We start from the raw sequence: 15,737 nt of genomic DNA on the forward strand, positions 1-15,737 counted from the left end.
GCGCCTCCAGGGCCCATCAGGCGGGCCGGAGCCGGAGCGCCTGCATCCCGCCGTCGACCGCGAGGTCGACACCCGTCGTCGACCGGGCGAGCGGGCTGGTGAGGTAGGCGACGGCCTCGGCCACCTCCTCGGGGGCGACGAGGCGTCCGTGCGGTTGGCGTGCCTCCAGGGCCGCCCGTTCCGCTGCCGGGTCGTCGGCGCGCTCGAGCAGCCGCGCGACCCAGGGGGTGTCCGCGGTGCCGGGGTTGACGGCGTTGACGCGGATGCCCTCCCGGAGGTGGTCGGCAGCCATGGCGCGGGTGAGGGCGGCGATCGCGCCCTTCGTCGCGGAGTACAGCGCGCGCTGGGGCAGCCCGGCGGTGGCGGCGATCGAGCAGGTGTTCACGATGCTCGCGGCGTCGGAGTCGCGGAGGTGCGGCAGGCACGCGCGCGAGAGCCGGACCGCGCCGAGCACGTTCACCTCGTACACGCGGCGCCACTCGTTGTCGGGGTTGTCCTCGACGGTGCCCTGTGCGCCGATGCCGGCGTTGTTGACCAGGACGTCGAGGCCGCCGAGCTGCTCGACGGCGTCGGCGACCGCTGCCCGGACGGACGTGTCGTCACCGACGTCGCAGCGGAACGACAGGGCGTCGTCCGCGGGCTGCAGGTCGAGTACCGCGACGGTCGCACCTCGGTCACGGAGCGCGACGACGATCGCGGCGCCGATCCCCGAGGCGCCCCCGGTGACGACGGCCCGCAGGCCCTCGTGGGTCCCGGCGGTCATGCTGCGCCCATCGTCTGGCGCTGCGAGCCGAGGCCCTCGGCGGTGAGTTCGACGACGTCGCCGGCCTGCAGGTACGGCGCACCGCTGCCGAGGGCGACCCCCGCGGGTGTCCCGGTGCTGATCACGTCACCCGGGTACAGGACCATGAACTGCGACAGGTACCGGACGATCTCGGCCGGCCGGAAGATCATGTCCCGGGTGCTGCCGTCCTGCCGGAGCTCGCCGTTCACCCGGAGCTGCAGCGACAGGGCGTTCGGGTCGAGACCATCCGCCTCGAGCGCGGACGGCGTGACGAGCCACGGGCCGAGCGGGTTGAACGTCTCGCAGGACTTCCCCTTGTCCCACTGCCCGCCGCGTTCGAGCTGGAAGGCGCGCTCCGAGACGTCGTTGGCGATGGCGTAGCCGGCGATGTGCGTCGCGGCCTCGTCCTCGGACGCGCAGTAGCGCGCGGTGGTGCCGATCACGATCGCGAGCTCGATCTCCCAGTCGGTCTTCGTGCTGCCGCGGGGGACGAGCACCTCGTCGTCGGGGCCGATCACCGTCATCGGGTCCTTCATGAACACGATCGGCTCGGTGGGGATGTCGGCGCCGGTCTCGGCGGCGTGGTCGCGGTAGTTCAGGCCGATGCAGACGACCTTGCCGGGGCGGGCGACGGGCGACCCACGCCGGAGACCGTCGGCCCGGTCGATCACGGGAAGGTCGCCGGCGGCGCGGGCGTGCCGGACGAGGGCGTCGGGGCCGGGGTCGGACGCCAGGAAGCCACCGCTGATGTCACCGGTGAGGCTCCGGAGGTCGAGCACCTCGCCGTCGTCGTCGATCGCGACGGGGATCTCGTCGCCTGCCGGGCCAAGTCGTGCGAACCGCATCGTTCCTCGCTCTCCTGCTGCGCCGGTGCAGCGGAAACATCCTATGTCTGAGTCGAGGCTCCGGCAAGGTAGATCCGCTCGGCCGTCCCGCGGAGCACAGCGTCGCGCTCGGTCGGCGACAGGTCCGCGAGGGCGTCGCTCGTCGTGTGCAGGACCTCGGCGTAGTCGGCGGCGAGCGTCGACACCGGCCAGTCGGAGCCGAACAGCGAGCGCTCCGGGCCGAAGTGCTCGACGACCGCGCGGGCGTACCGGGCGACGGGGCGCTCCCGCCAGTCAGCACCCGCCTCGGTGAGCAGCCCGGAGACCTTGCACGCCACGTTGGGCCTGGCGGCGACGTCCCGCATCCGGTCCGGCCACGAGGGGTCCCCGGTGTCGATCGACGGCTTGCCGGCGTGGTCGAGGACGAACGACGCCTCGGGCGCCGCGTCGACGAGGGCAAGGGCAGCGTCGTGCTCCCGCTCGCGCACGAGCAGGTCGAACACGAGGCCGGCACGCGCGACGGCACGGACGCCGCGCACGACCTCCGGCCGGGCGAGCCACCCGGGGTCGGGCTCGTCCTGTGCCTGGTGGCGGATGCCGACGAGCCGCTCGCCGCCCGGACCGGTCGACGCCGACGCCACGCGCTCGGCCACGTCGGGCGCGGTCAGGTCCACCCAGCCGACGACGCCCGCGACCGGCGCGGGCTGCGCGAGGAGCCAGGCGGTCTCGCCCGGGTCGTGCACCGCCTGCACCGCGATCGTCCGCGTGACGGAGGTCCCGGTGGTCGCCGCACGCAGGTCGTCCACGTCGAACCGTCGCCGGATCGGGGCGACCGAGTCGTCCATCCAGGGGTAGGGACGGTCTGCCGGGTCCCAGAGGTGGTGGTGAGCGTCGATGATCACGCCGCCATCATGCCCGATTCATCCGATGTCCGGGCGGGGGAGGCAGCGCGAGCGCGCCCGAGCGTCAGACGACGCCGGCGGCCTCGAGCTCCGAGCGCAGTTCGGCGTCCGACGGCTCGACGAAGTGCTTCCCGTTCGGCAGCACGACGACGGGGATGTTCTTCCGCCCGCTGATCTCCTCGGCGCGGTCCGCCGCGGTCAGGTCCGCCTCCACGTCGACGTACTCGTAGTCCACCCCGAGGGTGTCGAGCAGCGCCTTGGAACGGCGGCAGTCGCGGCACCAGTCCGCGCCGAACATCGTGACCTTGTCGAAGGATGCATCGCTCATGCCCAGAGAGTACGTCCGACGGGCCCCGCGCATTCCCGTGACCCCCGGCGCGGCCGCGGAGCACCATGGCCCTATGAGCCTGTCCACGGACGTCCGCGCCGCTCACCCGCACCACCGTCACGGCTGGTGGTGGAAGACCCTCCTCGTCGGGTTCCTGCTCTGGGCGGTCACGATCGTCGTCACGATCACGACGCTGAACACGAACCTGGTCCCGACGATCATCCTGCTCGGCAGCTTCCTCGTGCCCTTCACGGTGGTGCTGTTCGTCATCGAGCGGGTGACCGGAACGGTGAGCACGATGCAGCTCATCGTCGCGTTCTTCGTCGGCGGGATCCTCGGCGTCCTCGGGGCGTCCCTGCTCGAGGCGAACCTCCAGCAGGACGCCCTCGTGTACATCGTCGTCGGGTTCGTCGAGGAGTTCGTCAAGGGCGTCCTGCTGCTGTTCGTCGGGTGGCGGGTCCGTCCGAAGACGGCTCGGCAGGGAGCGCTCCTCGGGGCGACGGTCGGTGCCGGGTTCGCCGCGTTCGAGTCGGCGGGGTACGCGTTCAACGCGGCGATCACCGCGCGGGGCATCGACCTGGTGTCCCTGCTGCAGACCGAGGTCGTCCGTGCGGTGCTGTCCCCGGTCGGGCACGTGCTGTGGACGTCGATCCTCGGAGCCGTCCTGTTCGGCGCCGCCCGTGGTCGCGACCGGTTCCGGTGGTCGTTGGCCCCGGTCGTCGCCTACGTGGGGGTCTCCCTGCTGCACGGGCTGTGGGACTCGAACTCGACGATCTCGACCCTGCTGGCGTTCGTCGTGACGGGGACGCCGTTCTCGGCAGCGCGGAACGGGGTCGTCCCGGCGTCGATCGCCGGCGTCGCGACGACCCTGTACGTGATCGGGCTCGCGATCGTGTCGGCCGTGGGGGTCGTGGTCCTCGTCACGGTGCTGCGCCGGCACCGGCGGCTCGACCGGAGCGCGAACGCGCTCGCCGGCTGGCCGGCACCCTGGTCGTCGTCGCCGTCGCCGTCCGGCGGGGGATGGGACGGCACGCCCCCGCCGCACGTCCCGCGCTGACGAGGCCCCCGGCGACCCGCCGGCCACGGGTACGCCACCCGCTCGCCCTACGATTGGGGCATGCCGCCAGGAGCCGACCCCGAGACCCGCGCCTGGGCCTCGGCGGCCGTCCGGCGCTTCGCGGGCGCGACGAACCTCCTCGTCGCCGCGCGCCGCTTCCGCATCGTCGGCGGCGACCCCCGCGACACCGCGGCGCTGCGCTCCCTGCTGACGGGGCTCGGCGCCCGCGAGGCGCTGCCCCACGAACCCGTCGACCAGCTCTGGTGCGCCGGATCGCCGGAGGACTCCACGCCGGTCATCGAGCGCGAAGCCGACCGCCCCCGGGGTGCGACCCTCGTCGTGGTCGACGCCGGACGACACCTCCCCGCCGTCGACGAGGACGCCTTCGGCCCGGTCACGATCGCCCACCCCGGTGTCCTCGCGGTGCCGATGACCTCGGACGACGTCTTCCTCGTCTCCACCGGCCGCGACCCCGAGGACGACCCCGCCGCCGAGGCCCGCCTGCGCTGGGCCCGCCGGTCGATGCCCGTGTCGCGAGCGGTCGCCGCCGAGCTCCGCGACGGGGGACTCCTCCGTGGCACCCGGATCGGCGTCGCGATGTTCCTCGAGCCGAAGACCGCCGTGCTGAGCCTGCTCCTCCGGGACGCCGGCGCCGAGGTCGTCGTCTACGCCCACGCCGACGAGACCGACGACGCCGTGGCCGACGCGCTCCGGGCAGCCGGGCTGACCGTGTACGCGAGCAGTGCCGCCTCGCTCCCCGAGCAGCGGGCCCTCGCCCTCGCGATGCTCGACACCCGGCCGCACATCCTGCTGGACGACGGCTCGCACGTGATCCGTCTCGCGCACCAGGAGCGCCCGGACCTGGTGCCCACGATGCTCGGCGCGGCAGAGGAGACGACGAGCGGCCTCCGCCCGCTCCGCACCATGGCGGCGCGCGGCGAGCTCGGCATCCCCGTCGTCGCGGTGAACGACGCCCGCACCAAGACCTTCTTCGACAACCGGTACGGCACCGGGCAGTCGACGGTGTTCGCGGTGCTCGACCTGCTCGACCGGCTCCCGTCCGGTACGCACCGCGTGGTCCCGGGAGGCGCGGCGGTCGTCGCCGGGTTCGGCCACGTCGGCGAGGGGGTCGCCCTGGTGCTCACGGCACTCGGTCTGCGGGTGACGGTCGCCGAGACGGACCCGGTCCGCGCCCTGCAGGCGCTCTTCGCCGGCTACGCCGTCGCACCCCTCGCCGAGGCGGTGCAGGACGCCGACCTCGTGATGAGCGCCACGGGGGTCGCCGACACGGTCGACCTCCGCGCGCTGCGGTCGTGCGCGGACGGCGCGGTCGTCGCGGTCGCGGGCGGCGTCGACCACGAGGTGGCGCTCGACGACGCCCGAGCAGCCGGCGCCGAGCGGGTCCCGGTGGGTCCGAAGGCCGAGCGACTCGTGTTCTCCGGTGCGGACGGCGGCCCGATCGTGCTCGACGGCGGCGGCTGCATCAACATCACCGCTGCCGAGGGCAACCCGATCGAGATCATGGACCTGTCCTTCGCCGCGCAGCTCGGCGCCGTCCGGATGCTCCTCGAACGGGGCGACGAACTCGACCGTGCCGTCGTGCCGATCGACCCCGCGGTGGACGAGGCGACCGCCCGCGCGGCGCTCGCCGCGTTCGGAGCGCCAGCCGCGCCTCCTGGACCGCTCGCCGAGCACCCTGCCGACCGTGAGCCCGACGTCCGGACCCGCCGTTTCGGAGACCCGTCGTGACCGCCGGGCACCCCGTCACCGTCCACTCGGCGCGCATCGTCGTGCCGATGACCGCGCCGCCCATCGCCGACGGCGCCGTCGCGGTGCAGGACGGTCGCATCCTGCACGTCGGCGACCGGTCGTGGGTCGTCGACCAGCTCGCCAGCTCGGGCGTGCCCTTCACCGAACGGCCGTGGCGAGGTGCCCTCCTCCCCGGTCTCGTGAACGCGCACTCGCACCTGCAGTACACCGGCATGGCCAGTGTCGGGCAGCGGCAGTACAGCGGTTTCGAGGACTGGGCCCGCGCGTTCAACGAGGACTACGCCGAGCCGCACGACTGGCACGCCGAGGCGGCAGCCGGCGCGACGTCGTCGATCCTCGCCGGTGTGACGAGCATCGCCGACGTCGTCACGGACATCGAGGCGTCGACCGTGCTCGCCGAAGCGGGCCTCGGTGGCATCGCCTACTGGGAGGTCATGGACTGGGAGAACGCGGCCTGGCAGTCCCACGGCCGCGACCAGGTCCTCGCCGAACTCGAGCGGATCCCGACGGACCCGGGCGCCGGGCTCTCCCCGCACGCGCCGTACTCGCTCGAGGTCGCCCCACTGCTCGAGCTCCCCGACATCGTGCGCCAGCGCGGTCTCCGGCTGCACCTGCACCTCGGCGAGGCCGCGTTCGAGGGCGAGCGCGTCGCCCTCGGGCCGGTGCCCGGGCTCGAGGGCGTCGACGGCGTCGGCCACGGCAACGACTGGCACCTCGCGAACGTGCCGTCGTTCCGGGCCATGCGCGCGCTCGGCTTCGGTGCGAGCGCGACCGCGTTCGTCGACCGGCTGGGCGTGCTCGGCCCCGACTGCCACATCGCGCACGGCGTGTACATGACCGCCGCCGACCGGGCACTGCTGCGCGCGCGGGGGACCGCCGTCGCGCTCTGCCCGCGCTCGAACGCCGTCATCGGGCTCGATCCGCCACCCGTCGCCGACTACCTGCGCGAGGGCAGCCCGATCGCGATCGGCACGGACTCGCTGTCGTCGTCGCCGTCCCTCGACCTGATGGCCGACGTCACCGCGCTGCACCGGATCGCCCGGTCGCAGGGCTACGGGCACCGCGACCTGCACGAACGACTGCTCGCCGCGGCGACCCTCGGCGGCGCGCACGCCATGGGGCTCGCCGTCGGGCCGGACCGGATCGGGCACCTCGCCGTCGGGGCACGCGCCGACCTGGCCGTCTTCGACGTCGACGCCCGGACCGTGCCGGACGCCCTCGCCGAACTCGTCGAGGACGGTGCCGGCCGTGCCGTCGCGACCGTGGTCCGCGGTGTCGTCCGGGCCGTCGACGGTGCGCTGACCGGCCCGCCCGCCCCACCTGATCGTTCCTTGGAGGAATCATGACCGAGACCGCACCCCGCCCGGGCATGGCCGCCCGTCGCACCGTCGACGGAACCCTGATCGAGTGGCTCGACGTGCCGAAGCGCGCCGTCGCCCTCGGCATGGAGCCGCACCCCGAGGGCGGCTGGTACGTCCGCACCTGGACCTCGCCCGCGACCGTGTCGACGCCGGCGGGCGACCGGCCTGCCGCGACCCTGATCCACTTCCTGCTGCCCCCGGGTGAGGCCTCGGCCTGGCACCGGGTCACGAGCGACGAGATCTGGATGTGGCACGGGCCGGACAGCGTCGACCTGCAGCTCGGTGGCGAGGGCGAACAGCCCGAGCCCGGTACGACGATCACGCTCGGCCCGGACGCCGGGCGCGACCGGGTGAACGACGCGCAGGCGTTCGTGCGCGGCGGCGTGTGGCAGCGGACCCTGCCGGGCGACGGCGAGGTGCTGCTGAGCTGCCTGGTGTCCCCTGGGTTCTCGTTCGACGACTTCACGCTCGCCGAGTAGTCGCGAGACATCCGTTTCGCGTTGGTATCCCAGCGCGAAGTACACTTCGTCCTGCCCCCACCCCCTCGCACGAAGGCCCGACCGTGACCCGATCCCTCCGTCTCACCATCGCCGTCGCGACCGCTGCGGTCGCCGCACTCGCGCTCTCGTCCTGCTCGGCGGGCGGCAGCGGCAACGCCGACGGCACCGTCACCGACGGCAAGCTCACCATCGCGACCGGGCAGCCCGCGTACTCGCCCTGGGTCGAGGACAACAAGCCGCAGTCCGGCAAGGGCTTCGAAGCCGCCGTGGCCTACGCCGTCGCGAAGGAGATGGGCTACGACGAGTCCGACGTCGTCTGGAAGCGGAGCACCTTCGACAGCGCCATCGCACCCGGCCCGAAGGACTGGGACCTCAACGTCCAGCAGTTCTCCATCGACGCCAAGCGCAAGAAGGCCGTCGACATGTCGAGCGCGTACTACACGACGACCCAGGCGGTCGTGACGACGCAGTCCTCGAAGGCCGCCGACGACACCACCATCGCGGCGCTGAAGCAGGACGCGATCGGTGTCGCGACCGGGTCGACGAGCATCCAGAGCGTGAAGGACGTCCTCGGGGTCACCCCGCAGGTCTTCAACTCGAACGACGACGCCGTCCTCGCGCTCAAGTCCGGCCAGATCGACGCGATCGTGACCGACCTGCCGACCGCCTTCTACATGTCCGGAGCGCAGCTCGACGGCAAGGGCACGGTCTCGGCGCAGTTCCCGTCCGACGGCACGGGCGACCAGTTCGGCTTCGTGCTGCCGAAGGACTCCGAACTGACGAGCAAGGTCGACAAGGCGATCAAGTCCCTCAAGGCGGACGGCACGCTCGAGGACCTGCAGACCAAGTGGCTCTCCTCGGAGACCGACACCCCCGTCCTGAAGTAGCCGCATGACCGTTCCAGCAGGCGCCGGCACCCCGGTGGCCGCAGCCGCGCCGAGCCAGGTCGAGCTGGAGCGTCGGCTCTACCGTCGGCAGCGCGGACGCCGGTCGATCGTGGTGTCCGTCGCGTCGACGCTCGTCGTGATCGCCGTCGTCTACTTCGGCGTCGTGAACACCCCCGGGTGGGCCGCGGTCCAGCAGTCGTTCTTCGACCCGCAGACCGCGATCGACTCGTTCCCGTCGATCCTCGAGGGCCTCTGGCTGAACATCCGGATCCTGTTCTTCAGCGCCATCGGTGTCGCGGTGTTCGGCACACTGCTGGCGGTCGTCCGGGGCCTGCGGAGCCCGGTGTTCTTCCCCCTGCGGATGCTCGCCACCGGCTACACCGACCTGTTCCGCGGCCTGCCGCTCATCATCGTGCTGTACCTGGTGGGCTACGGGATCCCCGGGCTCGGGGTCTTCCCGCGCCTCCCCGCCGAGGTCTGGGGCACCATCGCGATCGTGCTCACGTACTCGTCGTACATCGCCGAGGTGCTCCGCGCCGGCATGGAGGCCGTGCACCCCTCGCAGCGCCTCGCCGCCCGGTCGCTCGGGCTGTCGCACGCGAAGACCCTGCGCCTCGTCGTGCTGCCGCAGGCGATCCGCAAGGTCACGCCCGCGCTCATGAACGACTTCGTGTCGATGCAGAAGGACGTCGGTCTCGTGTCGATCCTGGGCGCGGTGGACGCGGTCCGCTCCGCGCAGATCGCCCAGGCCGAGACCTACAACTTCACGCCCTACTTCGTCGCCGGACTGCTCTTCGTCGTGATCAGCCTGCCGCTGATCCGCGTCACGGACGCGATCGCGCGTCGCCAGCAGCGGCGCGAGCAGATCGGAGGGACCGTATGACGGGCCAGGAGGCGCGGATCACCCCCGACACGTCGGCCGCCGTCCTCGAGCTGCGCGGGTTGCGCAAGGCGTTCGGCGAGCACGAGGTCCTCCGCGGGATCGACCTGACGGTGCACCGCCACGAGGTCATCTGCGTCATCGGGGCCTCGGGCTCCGGCAAGTCGACGCTCCTCAAGACGGTGAACCTGCTCGAGGGCATCGACGACGGCGAGATCCTGCTGCAGGGCACGGACATCGCCGATCCCCGCATCGACGTCGACGCCACCCGGGCCCGGATCGGCGTCGTGTTCCAGCAGTTCAACCTGTTCCCGCACATGAGCGTGCTCGACAACGTGACCCTCGCCTCCCGGCAGGTGCACGGCGTCGGCAGGGCGCAGGCAGAGGAGACCGCGCGGCGGCTCCTCGGGCGGATCGGCCTCGCGGACTTCGCCGGTGCCTACCCGGACCGGCTCTCCGGCGGGCAGCAGCAGCGCGTGGCGATCGTGCGCGCGATCGCGTCCGACCCCGAGCTCCTGCTGCTCGACGAGGTCACGAGTGCCCTCGACCCGCAGCTCGTCGGCGAGGTGCTCGACCTGGTGACCGAGCTGAAGCGGCAGGGCTCGACGATCCTGATGACCACGCACGAGATGCACTTCGCGCGGAACGTGGCCGACCGGATCGTGTTCCTGCACCAGGGCGAGGTCGTCGAGCAGGGTGCCCCGGCCGAGGTCCTCGACGCCCCGCAGCACCCCGCGCTCGTCGAGTTCCTCGCCCGCGTCCACGCCTGACGCGCCCGCCCGGGGCCCGCAGGCCGCGAGCGCGGCCACCTACGCGACGGGGGCCGGTGCGGCGGGGGCGAGCCGCGCCTCCAGGCCGTCGTCGGCGACCGTCTCGGGGACGTGTGCCGAGCGTCCAGCGGGCAGGAACGCCGCGACGACCGCGCTGACCGCGACCACGGCGGCACCGACCAGCACGGCGGGCTGGGCCGCGTCGACGTAGCCGGTGGGGGTGAGCTCGCCGCCGGCCCCGGTGAAGACGGCGGTCAGGACGGCGATCCCGAGCGCGACGCCGATCTCACGCAGCGTCGAGTTCGCGCCGGAGGCCTTCGCGTGGTCGTGTTGCGGCATCCGCGCGAGCACCGCCGTCGAGATCGGACCGAACACGGCGCCCATCCCGATGCCCGCGAGCAGGAAGCCGGGCAGCAGCGTCGTGAAGGTGACGTCGGCGGCCATCGTCCCGGCGATCCAGAACAGCCCGGCGGAGAGGAACACCATGCCGCCGGTGATGAGCAGCCGCGTGCCGACCCGAGGTGCCACGATGCCCGCGAGCGGGGCGACGACCATCGGCGCGAGGGTCCAGGGCATCGTCCAGACGCCGGCCTCGAGCGGGGTCCGACCCTGCACGACCTGCAGGAACTGGATGAGGATGAACACCGAACCGAACGCGCCGAACGAGAACGTCATCGCGACGACGTTGGCGAGGGCGAAGCTCCGGTCGCGGAAGAACCGGAGGGGCAGGAGCGGTGCGGTGGTGCGGGCCTGCCAGAGCACGAACGCGACCAGCAGGACACCGCCGCCGACCAGGCCGGAGAGCACCTCGCCGCTCGTCCAGCCGGCGTCGTTGCCGCGGACGACCCCGAAGACGATGCCGAGCACACCGAGGCCGGCGAGCAGCACGCCCACGACGTCGGCGCGGACACGGGCTCCGCGGGTGTTCGGCAGGGCGAAGAGGGCCAGCGGGATCGCGACGATGCCGACCGGGACGTTGAGCCAGAAGATGGCCTCCCAGCTCCAGCCCTCGACGACGGCGCCCCCGATGAGCGGGCCGAGGGCGACGCCGAGGCCGGAGATGCCGCCCCAGACGCCGATGCCGACGGTGCGGAGCCGGTCGGGCACGCTCCCGACGAGCAGGGTGAGGGAGAGCGGCATGATCGCGGCGGCGCCGGCACCCTCGATCGCACGCCAGACGATGAGCGAGGTCGGGTCGGTGCTCACGGCGGCGAACGCGGAGGAGACGGTGAAGACGGCGATGCCGGCGACGAACAGGTGCCGGCGGCCGAGCCGGTCGCCGAGGCCGACGGCCAGGAGCATCAGCGCGGCGAACGCGAGCGTGTAGGCGTTGGTGATCCACTGCAGCTCCTCGACGGAGGCGCCGAGGTCGGCGTGCACGGCGGGCAGCGCGCTGGTGACGACGAGGTTGTCGAGCGTCGCCATGAACATCGGGAGGGATGCGGCTGCGATGGCGAGCCAGACCGGGATGCGTCGTTCCATGGTGGGGATCCGTTCCGTTTGGTAATCGGATGATTACTTACGAAGGGCGACTGTAGTAATCGACTGATAACCTGTCAACCATGACTTCCCCGGCATCTGCACCGGCACCGGCGACGGCCGTCCGCATGCCCGCTGCGCAGCGTCGCGCGATGATCCTCGAGGCGGCACGCGGGCTCTTCGGCAGCCAGGGCTACAACGGCACGACGACCGACCAGATCGCGGCGGCGGCCGGCATCAGCCAGCCGTACGTCGTGCGGATGTTCGGCTCGAAGGAGGCGCTCTTCCTCGAGGTGTTCCGCGACACCCTCGACATCCTGCTCGACGCCTGGCGCGAGACCCTCGCCCACCTCGGGCCCGACGACACCCCGGCGCACGTCATCGGCGAACAGTTCGTCGACCTCGCCGCCGAGCGCGGACTGCACACGCTCCTGCTGCAGGGCTTCGTCTCCGGGGCCGAACCGGCGATCGGTGCCGCGGCCCGGGCCGGGTTCCTCGAGATCTACCGGTTCCTGCGCGACGAGGCCGGGATCGCCGACGACCAGGTCCAGGGGTTCCTCGGCAGCGGCATGATCTTCGCGATCATGCTGGCGATCGACATGCCCTCGCGGTTCGACGAGGACCTGGACGCGGCCGATCTGCTCCGCGCGACGTTCGGGGCGAAGTGCGGGCAGGTGCTCGACCTCGTCCGGGGCCAGCGGGCCGCGGGCGCCTAGGGCGTCAGCAGCACCTTCCCGACGACCTCGCCGTCCCGGACCCGCCGGTGTGCCTCGGCGGCCTCGGCGAGCGGCAGGACCGAGTCGATGACCGGGCGCACCCGACCGTCCGCCACGAACGGCAAGACGTTGTACCGGACGGCCTCGACGATCGCGGCCTTCTCGTCGAGCGGCCGGGCACGCAGGGTCGTCGCACTGATCGTCGCCCGCTTCCGCATCATCGCGCCGAGGTCGAGTTCGCCGGTGCGGCCGCTGCCCGAGGCGATCACGGCGATGTGCCCGTTCGGCGCGAGGACCTCGATGTTCCGAGCCAGGTAGTCCGGCCCGACGACGTCGAGCACCACGTCCACGCCACGGCCCTCGGTGAACTCGAGCGCCCGTGCGACGAAGTCCTCCGAGCGGTGGTCGACCACGAGGTCCGCGCCGAGCTCCCGGGAGGCCTGCACCTTCCGCTCGCCCCCGGACGTCGCGATCACCGTCGCTCCGAGCGCCTTCGCCCAGAGCACCGCGTGCGACCCCATGCCGCCGGTGCCGCCGTGCACGAGCAGGGTCTGTCCGGGTCGGAGCCCGGCGAGCATGCCGACGTTCGAGTACACCGTGCACGCGGCTTCCGGCAGCCCCGCGGCCTCGACGAGGTCGATCCCCTCCGGCACCGGCAGCACCTGGGTCTCCGGGGCGACGACGAGTGCCGCGTAGCCGCCGCCGGACAGCAGCGCGCAGACCCGGTCTCCGACGGCGAACCCCTCGACGCCGTCGCCGAGTGCGCGGACGGTGCCGGAGACCTCGAGGCCGAGGACGTCCGACGCCCCGGGAGGCGGCGGGTAGTTGCCGGCCGCCTGCTGCAGGTCGGCGTTGTTCACCCCGGCGGCCGCGACCTCGATGAGGACCTCGCCGGCTCCGGGGACCGGGTCGGGGAGGTCGTGCAGGTCGAGGGTGCCGTTCTCGGAGGTGATCGCTCGCATGCCCCGACGCTACGCGTCACGAGCAGGGCGAGGAACCTCTAGCATGTGATATTCTTATGTCACACCTGCGTGGAAGAGAGAGCACATGACGACACCGATCAACGCCTTCTGGTGGTCTCCCCGTCGGGATCTCCGCACGCTGGCGCACGAACTCCGTGACCACGCCCCCGCGTGGTCCAGGCTCGCCCTCGGGCGCGGGCGCGCGTTCACGAACCACGGGGACGAGCTCTCGGAGCTCGTCCTCACAGAGGCCCTCGGACGGCGCGTCCGCTGGGCGCCACTCGGCCGTGAGGACGTCGTCGCGATCGGCAGCGCGATCGTGCCGTACCTCACGCGCGGTGGCGTCGGCCAGATCTGGGGGACCGGCCTGCACACGCCGGACATCCCCGCAGACCGTGCGGCTGCCGTCCGCGACCGCGTCCTCGCGATCCGCGGACCGCTCGCGCGGGCGGCGCTCGGCCTGCCGGAGTCCACCCAGATCGGCGACCCGGGACTCCTCGTCCGGTCGCTCCGTCCGGGCCTGCCCCGGGATCGCCGTCGCGGCACAGTGCTCGTCACGCACTTCACGTCCCACATGACCGCGATCGAGCGGCGGACGATCTCCGCGATCTGCTCGACCGGGGTGCGCCTCCTCCCGGCGACCCTGACGCCCGCCGACATGCTCGCCGAGCTCGGTGCGGCGGAGCACGTGATGAGCTCCGGCATGCACGGCGTGATCCTCGCGCACGCGCTGCGGACGCCCGCGACCCTCGTCTCGCTGAAGTCTCCCGCCGCCACCGAAGCGGCCTTCAAGTACCGCGACTACCACCAGTCCGTCGGCCTCGACGTCCACCCGACCCCGTGGACGAGCGTCCTGGACGCCGACGGGCGTCACGCTGCGAGGGAACGTGGCGAACGAGACCTCGCGATCGCCGACGCCCGGATCGACGAACTCGTCGAGGGGCTCTTCCGTTCGGCCGCGCCGCTCCGCAGCGGGCACTGAGCGACTGCACCGGGAACGCGGCCCACCTGTGGATCTCCCATGTAGCCTCGACGCGGATCCGCACCCCGTCCCGGGGTCGCGGGCACGACTCCGGGGGGACCCACCACCATGCGCACCAAGCTCGTCTCGCTCACCACGGCCGCCATCGCCGTCGCACTCCTCGCCGGCTGCTCCGCCGGTGACTCCGGCTCGGACGCCACGACCGCCGCCAAGTCGACGCCGACCCAGACCAAGGCCGAGGCCTGCAAGCTGTTCACGAACGAGGTCACCGACGCCACGAAGGGCATGCAGATGCAGCTCACCGAGCTGCAGAGCGACCCGCAGGCCGCGATGGCGAAGCTCGACGAGTTCGACGCCACGCTCGAGGACAGCGCCGACAAGGTGACCAACACCGAGGTGAAGCCGAAGACCGACGCGTTCGCGGGCGCCTTCTCGGACTTCGTCGGCATGACGAAGGACCTCGCGGCCTCGAAGGACCCGTCGGCGCTGTCCAGCTCCGGCTTCACCGAGGGGCTCCAGAAGCTGGAGACGACGGGCAAGGACTTCCAGGAGGTCTGCCAGTCCTGACGCGCGCCGACGCGTGATCGCGACCCGCGCCTCCAGGGCAGTCCAGGAGGCGCGGGTCGCGTCGTCTACGCGGCCGCCGGTTGCGACGCGTCCAGTCGGGCCACGTCCTCGGGACGGAGCTTGACGGTCGCGGCCGTCACCGAGTCGAGGATCGACTGCGGGCGCGACGCCCCGGGGATGGGGACGACGACGTCGCTCTTCTGCAGCTCCCACGCCAGCGCGACGACCTGCGGGCTGACGCCGCGGTCGCGGGCGATGTACGCGAAGTCCTCGTACGCGGTGCCGAGCTCCGCGGCGTTCGCGATGCCGCCGAGGGGGCTCCACGGCAGGAACGCGATCCCGAGCTCGTCGCACAGCGCGAGTTCCGGTTCGCTCGAGCGGAACTTCGGCGAGAACTGGTTCTGCACCGAGGCCAGTCGGCCGTCGAGGACCTCGTTCGCCGTCCAGATCTGGTCGGGGTCGGCGTTCGAGATGCCGGCCATCCGGATGACGCCCTCGTCGAGGAGCTCGGCGAGCGCACCGATCGAGTCCGCGTAGGGCACCGCCGGGTCCGGACGGTGGAACTGGTAGAGCCCGACGGCGTCCACGCCGAGGCGCTTCGCGGATGCCTTCGCCGCTTCCTTGAGGTACTCCGGACGGCCGTTCTGCGCCCACGGGCCGGGCTCGGGCCGGAGGTGCCCGCCCTTCGTGGCGATGAGGACGTCCGAGGTGTCGCCGTGGAACTCCCGCACGGCCTTCGCGATGAGCGACTCGTTGTGCCCCACCTCGTCGTGGGCGGCCAGGTGGTACGCGTCGGCGGTGTCGATGAGCGTGACGCCGGCCTCGAGCGCGGCGTGGATCGTCGCGATGGACTGCCGCTCGTCCGGACGCCCCTCGATGGACATGGGCATCCCGCCGAGTCCGATGGCACTGACCGACACGTCTCCGATGACTCGTTGCTTCATGTCCCCAGCATGCGCCGGGAGGGA

At 72.4% G+C, this 15,737-nt stretch carries 17 protein-coding genes; 10 read left to right on the forward strand and 7 right to left on the reverse strand.

Features of this window, described 5'->3' with window-relative positions; translation table 11 throughout:
• Nucleotides 1–16: 16 nt before the first annotated feature.
• From ACIPKM_RS15585 to ACIPKM_RS15600, 4 genes are all read right to left on the reverse strand, one after another.
• Nucleotides 17–763 carry an SDR family NAD(P)-dependent oxidoreductase gene (locus ACIPKM_RS15585; RefSeq protein ID WP_402737057.1) on the reverse strand — a complete coding sequence of 249 codons (747 nt, stop codon included), beginning with the start codon at nt 761–763 and terminating at the stop codon, nt 17–19.
• Nucleotides 760–1,629, reverse strand: coding sequence for a fumarylacetoacetate hydrolase family protein (locus ACIPKM_RS15590; RefSeq protein WP_092385063.1), 870 nt, complete (start codon nt 1,627–1,629; stop codon nt 760–762). The genes ACIPKM_RS15585 and ACIPKM_RS15590 overlap by 4 nt, the downstream gene beginning before the upstream one ends.
• Before the next feature lie 41 nt (nt 1,630–1,670).
• Nucleotides 1,671–2,510 carry an amidohydrolase family protein gene (locus tag ACIPKM_RS15595; RefSeq protein ID WP_402737058.1) on the reverse strand — a complete coding sequence of 280 codons (840 nt, stop codon included), beginning with the start codon at nt 2,508–2,510 and terminating at the stop codon, nt 1,671–1,673.
• Between the two features lie 64 nt (nt 2,511–2,574).
• Nucleotides 2,575–2,838 (reverse strand): glutaredoxin family protein, encoded by a 264-nt coding sequence (locus ACIPKM_RS15600; protein WP_071295832.1) that lies wholly within the window; start codon nt 2,836–2,838, stop codon nt 2,575–2,577.
• A 73-nt stretch (nt 2,839–2,911) separates the two neighbouring features.
• On the opposite strand from ACIPKM_RS15600, the gene ACIPKM_RS15605 reads away from it, so the two are divergent.
• From ACIPKM_RS15605 to ACIPKM_RS15635, 7 genes are all read left to right on the forward strand, one after another.
• Nucleotides 2,912–3,895 carry a PrsW family intramembrane metalloprotease gene (locus ACIPKM_RS15605; protein WP_402737059.1) on the forward strand — a complete coding sequence of 328 codons (984 nt, stop codon included), beginning with the start codon at nt 2,912–2,914 and terminating at the stop codon, nt 3,893–3,895.
• Nucleotides 3,896–3,955: 60 nt separating this feature from the next.
• A complete protein-coding gene (locus tag ACIPKM_RS15610) occupies nt 3,956–5,644 on the forward strand; it encodes an adenosylhomocysteinase (RefSeq protein ID WP_402737060.1) in 1,689 nt (562 codons plus the stop codon).
• On the forward strand, nt 5,641–7,011 hold the full coding sequence (locus ACIPKM_RS15615) for an amidohydrolase family protein (RefSeq protein WP_402737061.1): 1,371 nt from the start codon (nt 5,641–5,643) through the stop codon (nt 7,009–7,011). The genes ACIPKM_RS15610 and ACIPKM_RS15615 overlap by 4 nt, the downstream gene beginning before the upstream one ends.
• Nucleotides 7,008–7,505 (forward strand): cupin domain-containing protein, encoded by a 498-nt coding sequence (locus ACIPKM_RS15620; protein ID WP_402737062.1) that lies wholly within the window; start codon nt 7,008–7,010, stop codon nt 7,503–7,505. Before ACIPKM_RS15615 ends, ACIPKM_RS15620 begins: the two co-directional genes overlap by 4 nt.
• A gap of 83 nt (nt 7,506–7,588) precedes the next feature.
• Nucleotides 7,589–8,413 carry an ABC transporter substrate-binding protein gene (locus ACIPKM_RS15625; protein WP_261646776.1) on the forward strand — a complete coding sequence of 275 codons (825 nt, stop codon included), beginning with the start codon at nt 7,589–7,591 and terminating at the stop codon, nt 8,411–8,413.
• Nucleotides 8,414–8,417: 4 nt separating this feature from the next.
• Nucleotides 8,418–9,296 carry an amino acid ABC transporter permease gene (locus tag ACIPKM_RS15630; RefSeq protein WP_070417856.1) on the forward strand — a complete coding sequence of 293 codons (879 nt, stop codon included), beginning with the start codon at nt 8,418–8,420 and terminating at the stop codon, nt 9,294–9,296.
• Nucleotides 9,293–10,063, forward strand: coding sequence for an amino acid ABC transporter ATP-binding protein (locus ACIPKM_RS15635; RefSeq protein WP_070417857.1), 771 nt, complete (start codon nt 9,293–9,295; stop codon nt 10,061–10,063). Before ACIPKM_RS15630 ends, ACIPKM_RS15635 begins: the two co-directional genes overlap by 4 nt.
• 39 nt (nt 10,064–10,102) lie before the next feature.
• On the opposite strand, the gene ACIPKM_RS15640 is transcribed toward ACIPKM_RS15635, so the two are convergent.
• A complete protein-coding gene (locus ACIPKM_RS15640) occupies nt 10,103–11,545 on the reverse strand; it encodes a DHA2 family efflux MFS transporter permease subunit (RefSeq protein WP_402737063.1) in 1,443 nt (480 codons plus the stop codon).
• A gap of 80 nt (nt 11,546–11,625) precedes the next feature.
• Here ACIPKM_RS15640 and ACIPKM_RS15645 point away from each other — a divergent pair, with 80 nt between their 5' ends.
• Nucleotides 11,626–12,258, forward strand: coding sequence for a TetR/AcrR family transcriptional regulator (locus ACIPKM_RS15645; RefSeq protein ID WP_402737064.1), 633 nt, complete (start codon nt 11,626–11,628; stop codon nt 12,256–12,258).
• Here ACIPKM_RS15645 and ACIPKM_RS15650 read toward each other — a convergent pair.
• Nucleotides 12,255–13,220 carry an NAD(P)H-quinone oxidoreductase gene (locus ACIPKM_RS15650; protein ID WP_402737065.1) on the reverse strand — a complete coding sequence of 322 codons (966 nt, stop codon included), beginning with the start codon at nt 13,218–13,220 and terminating at the stop codon, nt 12,255–12,257. The two genes, ACIPKM_RS15645 and ACIPKM_RS15650, sit on opposite strands and share 4 nt — an antisense overlap.
• 85 nt (nt 13,221–13,305) lie before the next feature.
• Here ACIPKM_RS15650 and ACIPKM_RS15655 point away from each other — a divergent pair, with 85 nt between their 5' ends.
• Both ACIPKM_RS15655 and ACIPKM_RS15660 read left to right on the forward strand, forming a co-directional pair.
• Nucleotides 13,306–14,202, forward strand: a complete 897-nt coding sequence (locus ACIPKM_RS15655; protein ID WP_071295824.1) for a polysaccharide pyruvyl transferase family protein — start codon at nt 13,306–13,308, stop codon at nt 14,200–14,202.
• Nucleotides 14,203–14,310: 108 nt separating this feature from the next.
• A complete protein-coding gene (locus tag ACIPKM_RS15660) occupies nt 14,311–14,769 on the forward strand; it encodes a hypothetical protein (RefSeq protein ID WP_071295823.1) in 459 nt (152 codons plus the stop codon).
• Between the two features lie 65 nt (nt 14,770–14,834).
• Here ACIPKM_RS15660 and ACIPKM_RS15665 read toward each other — a convergent pair whose 3' ends face one another.
• A complete protein-coding gene (locus ACIPKM_RS15665; RefSeq protein WP_071295822.1) occupies nt 14,835–15,713 on the reverse strand; it encodes an aldo/keto reductase in 879 nt (292 codons plus the stop codon).
• Nucleotides 15,714–15,737: the final 24 nt, after the last annotated feature.

The sequence above is a fragment of the Curtobacterium sp. NPDC086286 genome (assembly GCF_044746255.1).
Lineage (GTDB): Bacteria > Actinomycetota > Actinomycetes > Actinomycetales > Microbacteriaceae > Curtobacterium.